11 protein-coding genes, 1 other RNA gene, 1 pseudogene and 1 CRISPR repeat array are annotated in these 18,376 nt (G+C 40.8%); of the genes and pseudogenes, 5 read left to right on the top strand and 8 right to left on the bottom strand.

All coding sequences use genetic code 11. The features are described 5' to 3' along the window. The first annotated feature begins 9 nt into the window (after positions 1 to 9). Positions 10 to 962 (top strand): annotated as a pseudogene (gene cas1f / locus MKL36_RS07285) (type I-F CRISPR-associated endonuclease Cas1f). A 97-nt stretch (positions 963 to 1,059) separates the two neighbouring features. Next, positions 1,060 to 5,587: direct repeats of the CRISPR family, unit length 28 nt; unit sequence GTTCTTCATCGCATAGATGATTTAGAAA. Between the two features lie 58 nt (positions 5,588 to 5,645). On the opposite strand, the gene ssrA reads toward cas1f, so the two are convergent. The 5 genes from ssrA to MKL36_RS07310 form a co-directional block, all read right to left on the bottom strand. Then, positions 5,646 to 6,005, bottom strand: a transfer-messenger RNA (tmRNA) gene (gene ssrA, locus MKL36_RS07290). Between the two features lie 159 nt (positions 6,006 to 6,164). Next, on the bottom strand, positions 6,165 to 8,150 hold the full coding sequence (ggt, locus tag MKL36_RS07295) for a gamma-glutamyltransferase (RefSeq protein WP_021510932.1): 1,986 nt from the start codon (positions 8,148 to 8,150) through the stop codon (positions 6,165 to 6,167). Between the two features lie 303 nt (positions 8,151 to 8,453). Continuing rightward, positions 8,454 to 9,977 (bottom strand): DHA2 family efflux MFS transporter permease subunit, encoded by a 1,524-nt coding sequence (locus MKL36_RS07300; RefSeq protein ID WP_000857095.1) that lies wholly within the window; start codon positions 9,975 to 9,977, stop codon positions 8,454 to 8,456. Positions 9,978 to 9,983: 6 nt separating this feature from the next. Then, on the bottom strand, positions 9,984 to 11,135 hold the full coding sequence (locus MKL36_RS07305) for an EmrA/EmrK family multidrug efflux transporter periplasmic adaptor subunit (RefSeq protein WP_000128703.1): 1,152 nt from the start codon (positions 11,133 to 11,135) through the stop codon (positions 9,984 to 9,986). 269 nt (positions 11,136 to 11,404) lie between these two features. Next, a complete protein-coding gene (locus MKL36_RS07310; RefSeq protein WP_010590410.1) occupies positions 11,405 to 11,902 on the bottom strand; it encodes a thioesterase family protein in 498 nt (165 codons plus the stop codon). A gap of 142 nt (positions 11,903 to 12,044) precedes the next feature. On the opposite strand from MKL36_RS07310, the gene hemB reads away from it, so the two are divergent. Continuing rightward, entirely contained in the window at positions 12,045 to 13,058 is a 1,014-nt protein-coding gene (gene hemB, locus MKL36_RS07315) for a porphobilinogen synthase (RefSeq protein WP_000222569.1), read from the top strand. Positions 13,059 to 13,083: 25 nt separating this feature from the next. Further along, positions 13,084 to 14,199 carry an NAD(P)/FAD-dependent oxidoreductase gene (locus MKL36_RS07320; RefSeq protein ID WP_021510934.1) on the top strand — a complete coding sequence of 372 codons (1,116 nt, stop codon included), beginning with the start codon at positions 13,084 to 13,086 and terminating at the stop codon, positions 14,197 to 14,199. On the opposite strand, the gene MKL36_RS07325 is transcribed toward MKL36_RS07320, so the two are convergent. Further along, positions 14,191 to 15,096, bottom strand: coding sequence for a TIGR01777 family oxidoreductase (locus MKL36_RS07325; protein ID WP_001039362.1), 906 nt, complete (start codon positions 15,094 to 15,096; stop codon positions 14,191 to 14,193). The two genes, MKL36_RS07320 and MKL36_RS07325, sit on opposite strands and share 9 nt — an antisense overlap. 89 nt (positions 15,097 to 15,185) lie before the next feature. Next, a complete protein-coding gene (locus tag MKL36_RS07330) occupies positions 15,186 to 15,638 on the bottom strand; it encodes an ABZJ_00895 family protein (protein WP_000164156.1) in 453 nt (150 codons plus the stop codon). Between the two features lie 379 nt (positions 15,639 to 16,017). Between MKL36_RS07330 and MKL36_RS07335 the strand changes: the two genes are divergently transcribed. After that, positions 16,018 to 16,395, top strand: a complete 378-nt coding sequence (locus MKL36_RS07335) for a VOC family protein (RefSeq protein ID WP_001059436.1) — start codon at positions 16,018 to 16,020, stop codon at positions 16,393 to 16,395. A gap of 74 nt (positions 16,396 to 16,469) precedes the next feature. On the opposite strand, the gene MKL36_RS07340 is transcribed toward MKL36_RS07335, so the two are convergent. Then, positions 16,470 to 16,943: an OsmC family protein gene (locus tag MKL36_RS07340; RefSeq protein ID WP_000152334.1), complete on the bottom strand. Its 474-nt coding sequence runs from the start codon at positions 16,941 to 16,943 to the stop codon at positions 16,470 to 16,472. A gap of 164 nt (positions 16,944 to 17,107) precedes the next feature. Here MKL36_RS07340 and MKL36_RS07345 point away from each other — a divergent pair, with 164 nt between their 5' ends. Further along, entirely contained in the window at positions 17,108 to 18,376 is a 1,269-nt protein-coding gene (locus tag MKL36_RS07345) for an exonuclease SbcCD subunit D (protein WP_021510935.1), read from the top strand.

Consider the following 18,376-nt stretch of genomic DNA (forward strand, 5'->3'; position numbering starts at 1 on the left):
AAATATAATATGAGTCAACTCCGTCAAGAACGCAGCCGCCCACTTATGCTTTCAAAGCGTGCCTGCGTATTTTACCTAGAAAAAGTTCGTGTCGTTTTAAAAGATGATCGAATTGTTTACTTGACGGAGAACTCACAACCTGTGGAATATTTTTATAATATTCCAGAGAAAAACACCGCCTTTTTACTACTTGGCAAAGGCAGCTCATTAACAGATGCGGCTGCCAGACGTTTAGCGGAATCTAATGTCATGGTTGGGTTTTGCGGTTCCGGCGGTTCCCCTTTATTTTCATCATTAGACTTAACATTTTTAGCGCCCAAAGTGAATATCGCCCCACTGAATATATGCAAATTTGGATGAGAGCATGGTTAGAAGATGACGCACGCTTACTCATGGCAAAAATATTATTACTTGAACGTATTGCCCTCGTATCACAATCATGGAAAAAGAATTTTGATTTGATTCAATCTGGTATTTATATTGATGAAAATGCTTTAAACACGTTCAAACAAGATATTGATCGCTCCGAAAATCAACAGGAATTACTTGCAGCCGAAGGACGTTGGGCTAAAACGTTATACAAACAACTTGCTAAAGGCTTTGGAGTTGAATTTATTCGTGATGAAGGAAAAAACTCTCACGATACTATTGCGGATATAGCCAACAGCTACCTCGATCATGGAAATTATATTGCCTATGGCTATGCGGCAGTTGCTTTAAATGGGATGGGAATTAGCTTTGCTTTACCTATTTTACACGGTAAAACACGTCGTGGAGGTCTAGTCTTTGACCTAGCGGACCTAGTTAAAGATGCTTTTGTAATGCCAATCGCTTTTACATGTGCAGCAAAAGGATTAAATCAAAAAGAATTTCGAATGCAGCTTATTGAAACATGCCAAGACCAAGATATTTTAGATTACATGTTTAGCTTCATTACTGACATATGTAGTAAAATCAAATAAAATCATATATTTAATCTAAGTACCTCATAACGAAGTATTTTCACTCATTAAAAACTTATATAATTGATTTTAAGAGTTTTGTTTTAACTTAACTCTAGTTCTTCATCGCATAGATGATTTAGAAACTAAACGTTTACCACTTGCAGTTGTTGTTACTGTTCTTCATCGCATAGATGATTTAGAAATACAAGGCCAATTGGCGTGATTAAATCGCTTAGTTCTTCATCGCATAGATGATTTAGAAACAAAACACCCAACAAAGCGGTGCCGAGAACATGTTCTTCATCGCATAGATGATTTAGAAAAAGCAGAACAGGCCGCTAAAGCACTTGCGGATGTTCTTCATCGCATAGATGATTTAGAAATCTTTACCATCAGCCGTTTTGCCTGACTTACCGTTCTTCATCGCATAGATGATTTAGAAATCGCTCGGAAATGGCAGACGCTTATACAATATGTTCTTCATCGCATAGATGATTTAGAAAGTGATTTTTGTGTTTGCTCTGATCGGTAAAGTGTTCTTCATCGCATAGATGATTTAGAAAAGATGGCACTACCAGAGCTACTGATTTAGATCGTTCTTCATCGCATAGATGATTTAGAAATGAACGTCAGATCTTTGCTGACATCGAGGGGCGTTCTTCATCGCATAGATGATTTAGAAATTCAATTATTTATTCAAAAGATAACTGGTTCTGTTCTTCATCGCATAGATGATTTAGAAAAATAACGAAACCGATAGAAAGCTTTAATTTGAGTTCTTCATCGCATAGATGATTTAGAAAAGCACGCCCATAATAAGAAAGGTAACCATTTCGTTCTTCATCGCATAGATGATTTAGAAATTACTTTCCGCTTTAGTGAACTTCACCTCTACGTTCTTCATCGCATAGATGATTTAGAAAAAGGGGGAAATTTAAGAGCGAGAAAAACAGAAGTTCTTCATCGCATAGATGATTTAGAAATAGTCGCCATGTTCAAGAATATCCAACTATTCGTTCTTCATCGCATAGATGATTTAGAAAAATCGATTTTGAGGGTTTGAAAATCCCAGTTCGTTCTTCATCGCATAGATGATTTAGAAATCTAAATACTTAGATGGATTGTTTAAATTACTGTTCTTCATCGCATAGATGATTTAGAAATTCATCCATTAAGATTAGCAAGCGTTTAGCTTGTTCTTCATCGCATAGATGATTTAGAAATGCAAGAAGTTTTACGAATGCACTGGCTTGTGGTTCTTCATCGCATAGATGATTTAGAAATTCGATACGAGCAGATTGCTCTGACCATACGCGTTCTTCATCGCATAGATGATTTAGAAAATAAGCCTGAAGATGAAAAGAGATCTATCATCGTTCTTCATCGCATAGATGATTTAGAAAAGAACGGCGAAAAGATTTATTCACGTGTACGCGTTCTTCATCGCATAGATGATTTAGAAAAAGTTGATGCTGGTTCAGATGCATTTAATGAAGTTCTTCATCGCATAGATGATTTAGAAACTTCCTGTTTATCTATGAAGTTAAAAATCCAAGTTCTTCATCGCATAGATGATTTAGAAAATTACGAATTGCCGGATACATAGAATCGCCTGGTTCTTCATCGCATAGATGATTTAGAAAAATATATAGATAGTAGTAGTAATGCGCGTGAAGTTCTTCATCGCATAGATGATTTAGAAATTAAGCAATTGCTCTTCAGTCATATTGAACTGGTTCTTCATCGCATAGATGATTTAGAAATAAAGAGCTGAATATCTTCAACTATGACGAGTGTTCTTCATCGCATAGATGATTTAGAAAAATAAGCCCGCCCGAAGGGAACGCCCAAAAAAGTTCTTCATCGCATAGATGATTTAGAAACAAAACAACTCAACAAGGCCCTAAAAATGCTTGTTCTTCATCGCATAGATGATTTAGAAATCCAGTAGATAATTACAAATCACCTGAACCTCGTTCTTCATCGCATAGATGATTTAGAAAAGTACCTATTCTCTATGGACGTCGTGAAGTTGGTTCTTCATCGCATAGATGATTTAGAAAACCCGTTGGGATGGCTCTGTAACTTTCGGGAAGTTCTTCATCGCATAGATGATTTAGAAAGAAGATACAAGGAATACCAGCGACTTTGAATTGTTCTTCATCGCATAGATGATTTAGAAAATTCGCGTAAGTAAAACAGATGTATTTTGGTAGTTCTTCATCGCATAGATGATTTAGAAACATATCGTTGTCAATGCGGTGGCCTGCTGCTTGTTCTTCATCGCATAGATGATTTAGAAAATAACACGCTCTTGCATGTCTAGCATCTTTTCGTTCTTCATCGCATAGATGATTTAGAAAAAACTAATCTTACTGATAAGCGCACAGTAGATGTTCTTCATCGCATAGATGATTTAGAAATAAAAAAGATTATATTAAGTTTTATTTCAAACGTTCTTCATCGCATAGATGATTTAGAAATAATTCTTGGGTGGTTCTGGTAGTGGCATCCAGTTCTTCATCGCATAGATGATTTAGAAAAATGTAAATTCCGTCACCTGTCATGTCTTCTAGTTCTTCATCGCATAGATGATTTAGAAAAGTAACCAAAATTATCATTTTATAAACTCCAAGTTCTTCATCGCATAGATGATTTAGAAATCTCGAGAGCTAGCAGAGAACGAGTTTTTATTGTTCTTCATCGCATAGATGATTTAGAAAAGTCTGGCAACTGCTGTGAAAAGTCGATTTCTGTTCTTCATCGCATAGATGATTTAGAAAAATCTGTTATCAAGCCTGGTAGCCAAGTTGCTGTTCTTCATCGCATAGATGATTTAGAAACTTGTAACATAAGCAAGAAGGCGAAACTAGATGTTCTTCATCGCATAGATGATTTAGAAATAGACAAATTGATAGATCAAAGCATTGCGCGAGTTCTTCATCGCATAGATGATTTAGAAAAATGCAGCTTTTCGAAAAGTTCATTGTGTTCAGTTCTTCATCGCATAGATGATTTAGAAACGCAGATTTACGGATGCCTGTAACTGTCATAAGTTCTTCATCGCATAGATGATTTAGAAACTTAGTTGTGGCGGCGCGTCAATTGGCTCGTAGTTCTTCATCGCATAGATGATTTAGAAAATTTTCGGTAAACGGCGCTGCTAACGCCGTTCGTTCTTCATCGCATAGATGATTTAGAAAGCTTTGGTACGGTTATTTGTGCAAAGGATGAAGTTCTTCATCGCATAGATGATTTAGAAAAGTTGCATGGGGTATAAAAGTTACATCTAGGCGTTCTTCATCGCATAGATGATTTAGAAAAATTAGGCACAAGACAGGAATCGGAAGCCCTAGTTCTTCATCGCATAGATGATTTAGAAAAAACAGCTCGACGCGCAATATGAGTTACATGCGTTCTTCATCGCATAGATGATTTAGAAAAAATTGGTATGAAGAGCCAGTTTCGCAGTTCAGTTCTTCATCGCATAGATGATTTAGAAATAAGCCTAAATTTCCGTTTGCTCCGGCAGACAGTTCTTCATCGCATAGATGATTTAGAAATTTGATGCGGCACCTGAGTCAGAATTACTGGTGTTCTTCATCGCATAGATGATTTAGAAAACAACTGGCTCGACATGTTGATCAATCATATCGTTCTTCATCGCATAGATGATTTAGAAATAGCACATTAAATATAGTTTTTGATAATCAATGTTCTTCATCGCATAGATGATTTAGAAATTCAGGGATTTCAAAAGCTAAGCCGGTTCCAAGTTCTTCATCGCATAGATGATTTAGAAAAGATGTCGTAGAAATTCTTTTGAATCCTGATCGTTCTTCATCGCATAGATGATTTAGAAAAGCATAGTGAGCTATTGCAGCCGCTTTAGAGTGTTCTTCATCGCATAGATGATTTAGAAATGCAAATAATCGCGTAAAATATTATCCGGACCGTTCTTCATCGCATAGATGATTTAGAAAAATTGGAGTAATTAAATCGCCTAGATCAGAAGGTTCTTCATCGCATAGATGATTTAGAAAACAGTATCACTGGCACGATTTATGTAATTAAAGTTCTTCATCGCATAGATGATTTAGAAAATCTGCTGTAGTCGTACTAACCACGCTACCGTGTTCTTCATCGCATAGATGATTTAGAAAAATATTGTTATTCAATCACCGTAATAAGAAGGGTTCTTCATCGCATAGATGATTTAGAAATATCAATTAGGCACAAGAGAAGAATCGGAAGTGTTCTTCATCGCATAGATGATTTAGAAATTATCCTGGTAAAACAAGCCCATATCTTGAACGTTCTTCATCGCATAGATGATTTAGAAAAATTGGAGTAATTAAATCGCCTAGATCAGAAGGTTCTTCATCGCATAGATGATTTAGAAATGAATTCTCTCATCTGGCAAAGACATTAAACTGTTCTTCATCGCATAGATGATTTAGAAACTGATTTATACCACGTTTACGCACTTTAGCTTGTTCTTCATCGCATAGATGATTTAGAAATTGAATCGTGGAAATTAATAACACCATGTAAAGTTCTTCATCGCATAGATGATTTAGAAATCAACCTGAACACAGACATACATGTTCTGTTGGTTGCTCATCGCATAGATGATTTAATAATTTGAATCTTAAAAATAAAAAACCCCGAAACTTACGTTTCAGGGCTTTTCACGAATCTTGGTGGAGATGGCGGGAGTTGAACCCGCGTCCGCCAGCACTACGCTCGAGAATACTACATGCTTAGATATCGTCTATTGTTTTAACACCAAGTGACCCGACGAACAGGGTACAAGGTGCGATCCTCTAAGTTTGGTATAAAGCCCCGAGGCTTGACTCTATACGGACTTGTGTGCGTGCGCTTCAGTCGGGTTCCCAGACCACAAGTATTCTAGGAAGCGGACAAGCGGCCCTTAGGCAGCTAGAGCGTAAGTTTCGTCGTTTGCGACTATTTAAATGCAAATTTTATTTACGAGAGAAAATGCGCTCTCGGCATGCATCTATGAGTTTCATCACCGGCGTCGAAGCCAATAACATCCCCATGAATGTCTGAACATCATAGCATAACTAAAATAAAATGCTGTGCATTTTATCAACAGTCTGCCACTGATGAACATACTTACATAATTGAGTGTCTTTTGTCTTTTTCAAGGCCCTTATAAAAAAAGCTGCCAAAAATGACAGCTTTTTTAAGTTTGGCCTATAAAGCACCATTGCCTAACACAATCCCTTCACGGCGTGGGTCTACCCCACCTGCGTATTTACTTTGATTATTTATATTTACTTTCATAATCGTTGAAATACCACTGGTTTGCGCAGTGTTAGAGATGCCATGCCCTTTTGCTTTTAAGCCTTCAATCAGGTCAACTAAAGAAAGCTGTACATTCGAGCTATCAATATTGGTGTTTTTGCTATTGGTTGCGCCAAAGTTTACAAGCGAAGTGGCCTGCTGTGCATTTAAGTTCCAGTCCAATGCACCTACCAAAGTTTTAACCACATATTGAATGATGGTACCGCCACCTGGTGAACCTGTTGCCATATAAAATTCATCTGGCGTGGTGCCCTTAAACACTAAGGTTGGCGCCATAGTACTACGTGGACGTTTGCCCCCTTCTACACGGTTGGCAACTGGTGCCCCAGTGCTGTCATAAGGGTTCGCACTAAAGTCAGTTAACTGGTTTGACAGCAAGAAACCATCCACCATGTGGAATGAACCCATGCTCGATTCAACAGTCGATGTCATTGAAACCACATTGCCATAGGCATCTACTATCGTGAACTGAGTTGTGCCATGTTCAACAGTGGTATCCAATCCTGCCGCTGTATTGAAATTACCTGCTGGTGCTACACCCATACTTTGGTTCGGGTTAATCAGTGCTGCACGCTGCTTCAAGTAGTTTTTATCAATAAAACTTGGAATACCCTGTGCCGGCAAACGAACAAAGTCGGTATCTGCCACATATTTATCACGGTCGGCGTAGGCCAAACGCTCTGCTTCAGACACTAAATGCACGCCCATGACATCGGGCACACCACCTTCATTTTCAGGGTTTTTAGGTGGGTAAAGCGACATATCAAAGTTTTCTAAAATACCCAGCGTCTGTGCAACCGCAATCCCTCCCGAAGATGGAGGTGGCATGGTACATACATAGTAACGGTCACGGTACGTCGTACAAATCGGGTCGCGTTTTTTCACCTGATAGTTCGATAAATCCTGCAAGGTCATCAAACTTGGAGTAATTGGAGTCCGTGCTGGGTCATCACCCACGGTTTGCCCTGCTTTTGCCACAATGGCTTGCGCAATTGGACCATTGTGCAGTGCGTTTGCCCCTTGTGAAGCGAGTGCTTCAAGTGTTCTGGCATAGGCTTTATTGGTCATGGTCTCGCCGACTTTACGTGGTGATCCATCTGGGTAGAAATAAGTCGCCATTGCATTTGCATCAAGTGCTAAATTGCTTGCATTACTTGCAATGGCATCTGCCAAACGCCCCGGAATGCGAAAACCGTTATCAGCCAAACCAATCGCTTCACCAAAAAGTTGGTTCCACTTAAGTTTGCCATGCTCTTTTTGTGCTTGTTCCAATAAACGCATCACACCCGGCACACCAATCGAACGACCGCTACGGCGGGCACTTGGTACAGGCGGAGGTGAATTTGGGTCATATATATTTTGGCGAATTAAATAATATTCGTTGGCTGCCGCTGGTGCGGTTTCACGGCCATCATAAGCCGTGACTTGTTTGGTTTTGGCATCGTAATACATCATAAAACCACTACCGGCAATGGTACTCGACTGTGGCTCCACTAAGCCAAGCACGGCTTGTACTGCTACGGCTGCATCGACTGCACTACCGCCTGCTTTTAACACATCGCAACCTGCTTTTACCGCAAGTGGCGTGTTTGCCACCACCATATATTTATCTGCGTATTTAACCGTGTTACCGAGTCTATAACCCGAAGCACCCTCTGGCGCGGCAGGGTCACCATTTTGGTTTGAACCGACCACCACGCTTGAACCGTCTTGTGCCAGTTTGCTACAACTGGTCGGGTCATTATCTACAATTAAATTGGGCGGGGTTGTATTTGAATCATCCTTGGGCTGATCTGACGAGGAGTCATCTCCACATCCTTGTAATAAACCGACTGCTAATAAACTACTGAACAAAAATGAATATCTTTTATTCACGTGATAACTCCAATATATACGCCTGCCTATCCATGCAATTGCCATGCAAGCTTCTTTGTTTTCAGGTCTTCAGTTTTTTAATCTTTGATAAAAATAAAGTTTTAATAATATTAAATGATTAAGGGTGTTTATTTTGTGCTCTGTGTGATGTCTCCTTGTTTGTTATCACACTCTTTTATAACTGATTTGCCCAATTCTGGCATGCTTTATTTCTTTAAATACAGGCAAAATTTCCTATTTATTAACTCACTCATTTTGTAGTAGGCCTAAAAAAAGCACCTCCGAAGAGATGCTTTTTGATGTTTAGTGAGAAGGCATACCGCTGACCTGTTTTGGTTTTGGACACAGCCAAATCACCAGCCCTGCAAAGACAAACACAATCGCAAATAGCAAAAACACATGGTTTGCCGACATGGTAATGGCTTCTTTATCAACTAGATTTGAAATAATTCCAAGCGTCGAGTCAGCCGTAAAGCCATTTTGCAAAAGTGTGTTTTGTACTTCGGTGGTATGAAGGTTTGACACCATTTCACTACGGGCAACTTTGGCGTGGTCGTCCCACACGGTCACCGCAATTGAAGCGCCAATCGCCCCTGCCATGGTTCTTAAAAAGTTCATGAGGCCCGCAGCAGATGCAATTTCTTGCTGCAACACCGAACCAAGTGCAATGTTAGACAGTGGAATAAAGAAGAACGGTACTGCAAAACCTTGCAGGATTTGTGGCCAAGCCAGTGCCATAAAGTCGGCATCTGTGGTCCAGAATGCCCGCATTAAGGTCACAATACCCAGCAAAATTAAACCAAAGCTCGCCAGCGCACGCGGGTCATGTTTGGTCGAAAGTTTTGCCACAATCGGTGACATGGTCAAACTACCAAAGCCCATGGTTGCAGTTAAATACCCGGCCCACGTCGCGGTATAGGAAAGGTTCATTTGCAGCCACTGTGGAATTAGTACAATACTGCCAAAGAATGCGCCAAAGCCAAGCGACAAGGCCAGTACCGAAATGGCAAAGCCCCTATGCCTAAAGACTTTGACATCTACCACGGGGTGTTTGTCGGTCAGCTCCCATATCAGGAACACCACAAAACCAATGGCGGCAGTTAAAGCTAAAACCACAATGCTGGTGCTGTTAAACCAGTCACGTTCATGCCCCAAGTCAAGCATAAGCTGTAACGCACCAATCCACAGAATTAACAGACCTAAACCAACAGTGTCGATTCTTAAAGAAATGGTTTCTGTTTCAGCTACTCTTAACAAGCGCATTGCTGCTAATACACAGACAATACCAACCGGTAAGTTAATAAAGAAAATCCAGTGCCAAGACAGATTATCACTAATCAGACCACCCAAAATTGGCCCTAAAATTGGCCCGACGACTGTGGTCATTGCCCATAGACCCATTGCCTGCGCATGCTTTTCTTGAGGGAAAATACGCATAAGCAAGGTTTGGCTGAGTGGCATAAGTGGACCACCACAAAGGCCCTGCCCAATACGGAAAAACACCAACATTTCTAACGATGTTGCCAAACCGCATAGGAAAGAAAAGACGGTAAAGCCAATTAAACCAAAAATAAAGACCCGCACCGTTCCAAAGCGGCCTGCCAGCCAACCCGTTAAAGGTACACAAATCGCTTCTGCAACTGCATATGAAGTAACGACCCATGTGCCTTGTGTGCTTGAAACAGCAAGGTTACCGGTAATATGCGGTACAGAGACGTTGGCAATGGTCGTATCAAGTACGACCATAAAGTTCGACAAGGCAATAACAAACGCTGCCAGTAGTAAACGGCCACCGCTTAACTCGGCAAAAGGTGTTTGCGTTTTCATAAGCGTTTACTTCGCAGATAAGTCGACTTTTGCTTCCATCGACAAGCCAACACGTAATGGGTGTTCAGCAAGTTCTTTCGGGTCAAGTGCAATACGAACCGGTAAGCGTTGAACCACTTTAATCCAGTTACCTGTTGCGTTTTGAGCCGGAATTAAGGCAAAGGCAGAGCCTGTACCACCAGAGAAGCCCACCACTTTGCCGTGGTATTCAACATCATCACCATATAAATCTGATGTTAATGTGACTGGCTGACCTGGGCGGACTTTTTTCAACTGACTTTCTTTGAAGTTAGCATCTACATATAAATCGTTAAGCGGCACAATCATCATCATGCTTGTACCCGGTGCAACGCGTTGACCAACTTGAATATTACGACGGGTAATCACACCATCAACTGGTGCACGAATCACGGTACGTTCCAAGTCAAGCTGAGCTTGTTCTACATGCGCTTGTGCAACTTGTACATCCGGAGTCGAGGTTTCGCTTACACCCTGAATTAACGCTTCGTTTGCAGCTAAGGTGCTTTCGGCTGCCTTACGACTAGAAGTCGCTTGTGCAAGGCCGGCTTTAGCAAGCTCTAGCCCTGCTTTAGCAGTTTCAACCGCACTTTGTGCTTTGGTGAGTTCTTCTTTAGACACAGCGCCAGATGCCGCAAGCTGTGCACGGCGGTTCAGTTCTAAAGCAGCTTTGTCATAGTCGGCTTGTGCTTGAGCAACCTGTGCTTTAGCACTGTTAATTTCGTCAGCACGAACCACCACTTGAGAGTTTAAAGAACTACTGTTTGCCGCAGTTTGTTTATATTGGCGTTTTGCTTTGGCAAGTTCTGCCTCGGCTTGTGCCAACGCGATTTTGGCATCACGGTCATCAATACGAACCAGCACATCACCGCGGTGTACTGTTTGAGTATCTTTTACCAAAACCTGAGCGACCTGTCCGCTAACCATTGAGGTAATTTGCGCGGTTTCTGCACCGACATAAGCATTATCCGTACTCACCGAGTGATTTAAAAATAATGCCCAGATTGCATATAAAATAGCGGCGATCAATAAAATCAGCGCAAAGAAACCAAGAAATTTTTTGCGCTTGTTTTGCATGTTGTCATCCGAGGCAGATGTTGTTGGCACTGTTTCTTGTACATTGCTTTGTGCATCAGTCATGGTATGTTCCTAAAGATGAGTTGGCTTTGCCATCAATCTCGCACTACACCTTGTTATAGAGTTTTTATTTTTCTATAAACAAGACATACCGCATTGTCAAAGGAGACAATTTTAACGCTAAAACCTCATGATATGAGAATAAAAAAATATAACTAATGCGTTCGTTCTAATTAAATTAATGTTTATCTCAAAGTTTTTGTGAAATTTTTATCTTTTTTAATATGAAAAAAAGCGCCCTGAGCGCTTTTTAAATGCTTAAAATGCCTAGATTAATAGGCATATGAGGCAATGCCGGCAGCAATCTGTTTATCTTCATCATTGACCATGGTCATGCGCATGGTACAGCCCTTGCGGCCTAAACGTAGGACTTCGGCACGTGCAATAAAATATTTACCACGCCCCGGTGCCAAATAATCTACACGCATATCGACAGTTGCCAAGCGTGTAACCTGTTTAATGGTTTCAGGCAGGGTTTCGGGGGTTGAACGGCGATAGAGATGTTCCATTGCCACAATTCCACCAATGCTATCGAGCAAAGTTGCAGCCACACCACCATGCAAAACCTGAAAAGCCAAATTGCCAATGAGGTCAGGTTGCATTTCAACATAGCCTTCAATTTGTCCATCTACCACACGCATAATCATTCCACTATGCTTAAAAAATGGACAGCTATTAAACGCCTTACACAATTGGTTGAGAACCACATTTAGGTCAGTTTTGGCGCCTAATTGTATGTTCCCCGTCCAATTTTTCTTTTCATCACTCATACGTTGCCTAAATTTAAAAGCATGATAAACACCCATAATTTTGTACAAATCCAGCATTATGGGGCTACAATACAGCAGTCGGTTGACAGTAATGGAATATCCGCCAACCTATCCTAGTGTAATACCGAACATCGAGATTGTTATGACTTATACGTTCAATCGTCCTGCATTTCCAGCTACTCGCATGCGCCGTATCCGTAAAAATGACCAGTTGCGTGCGATGGTCAGCGAAACACAGCTCACTACCAATCACTTGATTTATCCAGTATTTGTATTACCGGGACAAAATCAAACCCAAGATATTCCAAGTATGCCAAACATTCAGCGTTTGTCGGCAGATTTATTACTGAAAAAAGCTGAAAGACTTCTGGAATTAGGTGTATCCAAACTGGCTCTTTTCCCTGTAACACCTCAAGAAGATAAAAGCCTTACCGCAGAAGCTGCATGGCGTGAAGATGGTTTAGTACAAACCACATGTCGTCTGCTTAAAAAAGAATTACCAGAAATGGTGCTAATCACCGATGGTGCACTCGACCCATACACGACTCATGGTCAAGACGGCATTATTGATGAAACTGGCTATGTGCTCAATGACGAGACTGTAGAATGCTTGATTAAACAAGCATTGAGTCACGCTGAAGCAGGTGCCGAAGTAATTGCACCAAGTGACATGATGGATGGCCGTATTGGCGCAATTCGTCAAGCTTTAGAAGCCAATGGTCACATCTATACCAACATCATGGCCTACTCTGCGAAATATGCGTCTAGCTTCTATGGTCCGTTCCGTGATGCTGTTGGCTCTGCATCCAACCTAAAAGGTGGTAATAAATATAACTACCAGATGGACTTTGCCAACCGTGCCGAAGCATTACATGAAATCGCGCTTGATATTCAAGAAGGCGCTGACATGGTGATTGTAAAACCGGGCATGCCATATCTGGATGTGGTACGTGAGGTGAAAGATACCTTTGGTATTCCGACATTCATTTACCAAGTGAGTGGCGAATACGCAATGTTAGCTGGCGCAATTCAAAATGGCTGGTTATCAGACTCAGTCATTTTAGAATCACTCATGTGCTGCCGCCGCGCTGGTGCAGACGGAATCTGGACTTACTTTGCAGAAACCGCTGCTGAAAAACTCAAGGAAATGAACTAAGTTCGCAGAGAAAGGATAACACTGCATGCATATTGCAATCATTGGCGCGGGCATAAGTGGATTAATGTCTGCGCTGGAGTTGGTTGAACAAGGCTGTACCATCAGCATTTTTGATCAACAACAAGCGGGACAAGCAGCCTCTTGGGCTGGCGGAGGCATTCTTTCTCCGATGTACCCGTGGCGCTATGTGCATGCAGTGAACCAACTCGCTCAATTTGGTAAAGCCTCTTATCAAGCATGGAACCAAAAGCTCTACCCTATTACAGGGATTGATTTTGAAATTCATGACACAGGCATGCTGATTTTTGATGAAGAAGATTTTGACATCGGGCTTTCCTACGCCGAGCAGCATCAAGAGCCGATGCAGCGCTGTGAATATTTACAGCGAGATGAGTTAGAGCAAGTCAACCCGCATATTTCCGAACAGTTCCAAGAAGCAATTTATTTCCCTGAACTGTCTAATATTCGCAATCCGCGTGTATTACAGTCCCTGATTAGCTATTTAAAACAACATCCAAATGTTGAGTTTTTCGAACACGCTGCTGTTAAAAAGCTGATTCAACAAGGTGATGCCATACAAGCTCTTCAAACCGAAGATGGTCGCAAACATACAGCAGACCATTTTGTAATAACTTCGGGCGCTTGGAGCCATTACTGGAACTCACAATTACAACTCGACATTCCAGTCGAACCCGTTCAAGGTCAAATGCTGTTATTTAAAACTCCAGCTCACTGGCTACCGACCATGTGTATGAATCGAGTCATGTACCTGATTCCACGTATGGACGGTCATATTGTGTGTGGTTCTAGCATGGCACATCGTGGTTTTGACACCTCTACCGATGAAACTACGCAGCACAATATTTTAGAAGCGTGTTTAGAAATGGTGCCTGAACTGGCCGATTTCCCGATTGTACATCGTTGGGCAGGACTCAGACCAAGTTCACCAAATGGCGTTCCGTACATTGGCAAAATGCCTGAAATGGATAACCTATGGGCAAACTTTGGTCACTTTAGAAATGGTTTGTGTATGGGCGCAGGTTCTGCGCAATTGCTCCGTCAGCTTATGCTCGGTCAACCGACCTTAGTTGATGCCAAAGCATATTCACCAGAGCGTTTGCAAAATAAAATCTTAGCCTGAGGCGAGTATATTTTCTAAAGCCATTTTTAATTGAGGATAAGCAAACTCAAATCCTTCTGCTTGTAAGGCTGTGGGTTTGACGTATTGCCCATTTAAGATCAATTGCGACTGCTCTCCTAACAAACAGCGAAAAACTGTACTAGGCGCCGACAACATTGGTTTCTTATTCAAAACTTTGGCAGCTTGTTCAACAAATACCTTTTGGGTCACATTTTCTGGCGCCACCACATTATGAATTTGAGCTGATTGAGGATGCTTAAATATAAACTCAATTGCGTTTAATACGTCTTCAATATGTACCCAAACCACAGGTTGACGGCCATGACCAATTTGACCGACTAAATTGAGTCGAATAGGAAGCAACATTTTAGGCAAGATACCACCGCCCTGCCCAAACACAATGCCTAAACGAATAATTTTAGTATTTTGCTGAGGATCTGCTAACGCTGCGCGTTCCCACTCTTGGCAAAGCTGAGACATGAAAATAGGCTGTGGTGAACTTTGTTCTGTGCACACCTCTGTCCACTTTTCTTGAGCATCTATACCGTAATAACCAATTGCGGAGCCAGAGACAATCACTTCAGGAAAAATTTGAGATTGATTAAGCCATGCATACAGTTTTTGGGTCGTATTTACACGGCTTTCAATGAGTTGTTTTTTACGTGACTCGGTCCAGCGTTTCTCACCAATATTTGCACCGGCCAAATTCACCACATAATCAATTTGACGGGTCGAAATATCTTCGAACTTTTGTACCCACTGCAAGGCAGGATGGTCAGATTTCTTTCCAGCCTGCCGTGTCACCGCAATCACGTTATAATTTTTTTGTAGCAGGAACCTAATTAAATGCGTTCCAATAAAGCCACTGGCACCTGTGATTAATACATTCTTATTCATATTTCCTCCAAAACCGAGGACAGCAGTTTTTTAATTAATATAGTTATAAAATTTAATAACGATCTAATCGTATCAGTTTTTGTGGTGAGTTATGACACATTAAACATTTTGTTTGCCATGCGCTGGGCTTGTTTGCCATAAAACCAATAGGTAATTAAATAAAGCGGAATAGCTAACATTAAAAGCATAATCACCATAATGCTTAAGAACTGAGGCTGTTTGAGGTAAAGCATAAAGTTTTGCAAAATCTCAGGGTCTTTTCTTGAAAATAAAAACAGACCAAATAAAACACCACACAAGTTATAGCCCCAAAATATGAGAGTAAAACCTAACGTAAATTTCTTTTTTTCTGATACAGTCGGTGCACGGCGTTCTTTCTTTAAAAATCTAAATAAGACAAAAATCATTGCGCCTAAATATGGAACGGCTGTTAAAATACCGCCTACACTCGCTGGTAATAGTGCTGCAATTACACCGACAATTAAGGTTAGCACGATGCATAAAGCAAAAAACCAGAGAAAGTAAGAACGTAATTTGGTCATATTTTTGCCTAATTTATGGGTTCAAAAAATAATTATAAATTTTTTTCGATTTTTTTTCATTTTTCTGTCAACCAATCCTGATCTCTTGACGTTATATAGGGTAACAAGGTCGCAGCAACCGAATACTTCCTTTGCACGGCATCCGCAAAATTGTTTCGGTGACCTTTCATTACGACTCTTTCTTCCTTCGGATTAGGTTTTGTTAGCAGCCGAAACCCTTGATGAAGTTTTTGACCGACGATTCTCTCATCACTCGAATCGTCGGTTTTTATTTTCTAGTACTTTCATTTATTTTACGCTCACCATACACAATAGTGCTTTCGTGGCTATAAAGGCTATGCGTATACTTTTTACACCATAAAAATATGATTTAAATAATATGAACAATATTGCCTATTTTGAAATCCAGTCTTCAAACCCTGCCCGCGATGCGCAGTTTTATCAAGCTGTGTTTGGTTGGCAATTTAAACTCGATGAAAGCTTACCGATTGAATATTACCGCATAGAAACACCTTCGATTATGGGTGGACTATTAAAACGCCCTGCTCAAACACCGCCAATGGAATATGGCACCAATGCATTTACTTGTTCGGTTCAGGTGGAAAACTTCGATGAGGTGGCTGCAAAAATTTTAGCGCAAGGTGGCATTGTGGCAATGGATAAATTCGCTATTCCGGGCCGCGCTTGGCATGGTTACTTTGTCGATTTAGACCACAACGTTTTTGGTATTTTTCAAGTCGATGAAGATGCAGCTTAAAGATTTTATTTAACGACTTTAATTATTTTTAATTTATAGCCACCGCCTTTTTATCGGTGGCTATTTCATATGAATTATTCAGCAAAGCTGAAGCTGGCTTCACATGTAATTGGAAAATTCACCGAATTGGCAATCATACATTCGTGATGTGCTTCTTCATGCAGTTTTGCTGCAAGCTCTTGGTCAGCACCTTTTTCTAAAACAACCTCGGGCCTTAAAATAATTTGGGTAAAATGACCACGTTTGACCGGATCTGTATCCTCCATAAATCCCAGTGCATGATCGACATAACTCACAACGTGAATATGATTGACTGCACATAGGTGTAAATACCAAAGCTTATGACAAGCAGAAGCTGACGCGACCAATAAATCTTCTGGGTTCCATCTGGTCACATCGCCTAAATAGGTAGGGTCTGATGAACCTTGAATAGTGGTCTTTTGAGGATGCTGAATACTAAAGTCTCGTTTATATGAACGATAAGATGAAGTACCTGTACCCGTATTGCCTTCCCACTGTATTTTTACTTCGTATTTATGAATAGTCATTTTATTCTCAAAGTTCATGGTTTGACCTGATAGTAACAAAGCAGCGTTTAAAGTGAACAATTTAATTCAGGTTTCATTGCGAGCTTAAATAACGAGCACTTTAAAATGTCTTGATAAAATCTCCTGCCAATTTATGCTAACGTATCTGTGTTTATTTTGGCTTGATGTCTGTTTCTATGTCCGTACATTTTCTACATACTTCTGACTGGCATTTGGGGCAGTTTTTTTATAATCACTCACGACACTACGAACACCAACAATTTTTAAGTTGGTTGCTCACTCAAATTCAAGAAAAACAACCACATGCCCTGCTTATTGCTGGCGATATTTTTGATGTCATTAACCCGGGTTCACAAGCACAAAAACAACTCTACCAATTTTTAGCAGATGCCCATCGTATTGCACCGCACATGCAAACACTCATGATTGCGGGTAACCATGACTCAGGCTACCGTATTGAACAGGTCGAACCGCTTTTAGAAAAATACAATGCAAAAACCGTAGGTGTGGTTCGCTGGAATGAAGATAAAACTCTAGATCTCGATCGACTACTTTTACCTATTTATAATCAAAATCAAGATATTGTGGCGTGGTGCCTTGCCCTGCCTTTTTTACGCTCAGCCGAAATTACGGGCTTTAACGAACATACCACCAATAGCAAAAATGCGATTGCCTATTTGCACCAGCAGCTTATTGCCGAAGCCAAACGTCGTAAGGCACCAGACCAAGCGCTTATCTTGATGTCGCATGCCCATATGCAAGGTGGGGAAACATCCGACTCTGAACGCCCTATTATTATTGGTAATGAAGAGGCGCTTTCAACGACATTGTTTGAAGATGCTGTCGACTATGTCGCTTTAGGGCACTTACATAAACCACAAAAAGTAGGCCAGCCGCACATTCGTTATAGCGGCTCACCCATTCCACTTTCTTTTAGTGAAATTAACTATAAACACCAAGTGGTTGAGGTCAAAATTGACCCTTCTCAAGATACGGACAACCGTTTGCAATTTGAAGCTGTGGAAATTCCGCGCTGCATACAATTGCACCGCATTCGTGGTGAGCTAAACGAGGTACTGCAACAACTCAAAGCCTTGCCTCACGGCGTGATTGAAAATATTGACCACCGTGAATATGTCGATATTGAATATTATAGTTTAACGCCGCCACAGCCTAATTTACGTCAGCAGTTTGAAGCAGCTCTACCACCTGACCGCTATCGTTTAGTGCGTATTTCACGTCAATATGTAAATAAAGACACGACTAATTCAAATACTACCCAGCACATTGCACTTGAACCGCCAACACCAGAAAAGCTCTTTCAAAATATCTGGGAAAAACAAGGTTACAACGCCGATGATGCGGTCTTAAAAGATTTTCTGAGTCTGGTACAAGAAGCACAAAAACATCTTGAAAATGATGCAAGCCATTAA

Origin of the sequence: Acinetobacter sp. AOR12_HL, assembly GCF_027855275.1 — a bacterium.
Lineage (GTDB): Bacteria > Pseudomonadota > Gammaproteobacteria > Pseudomonadales > Moraxellaceae > Acinetobacter > Acinetobacter baumannii.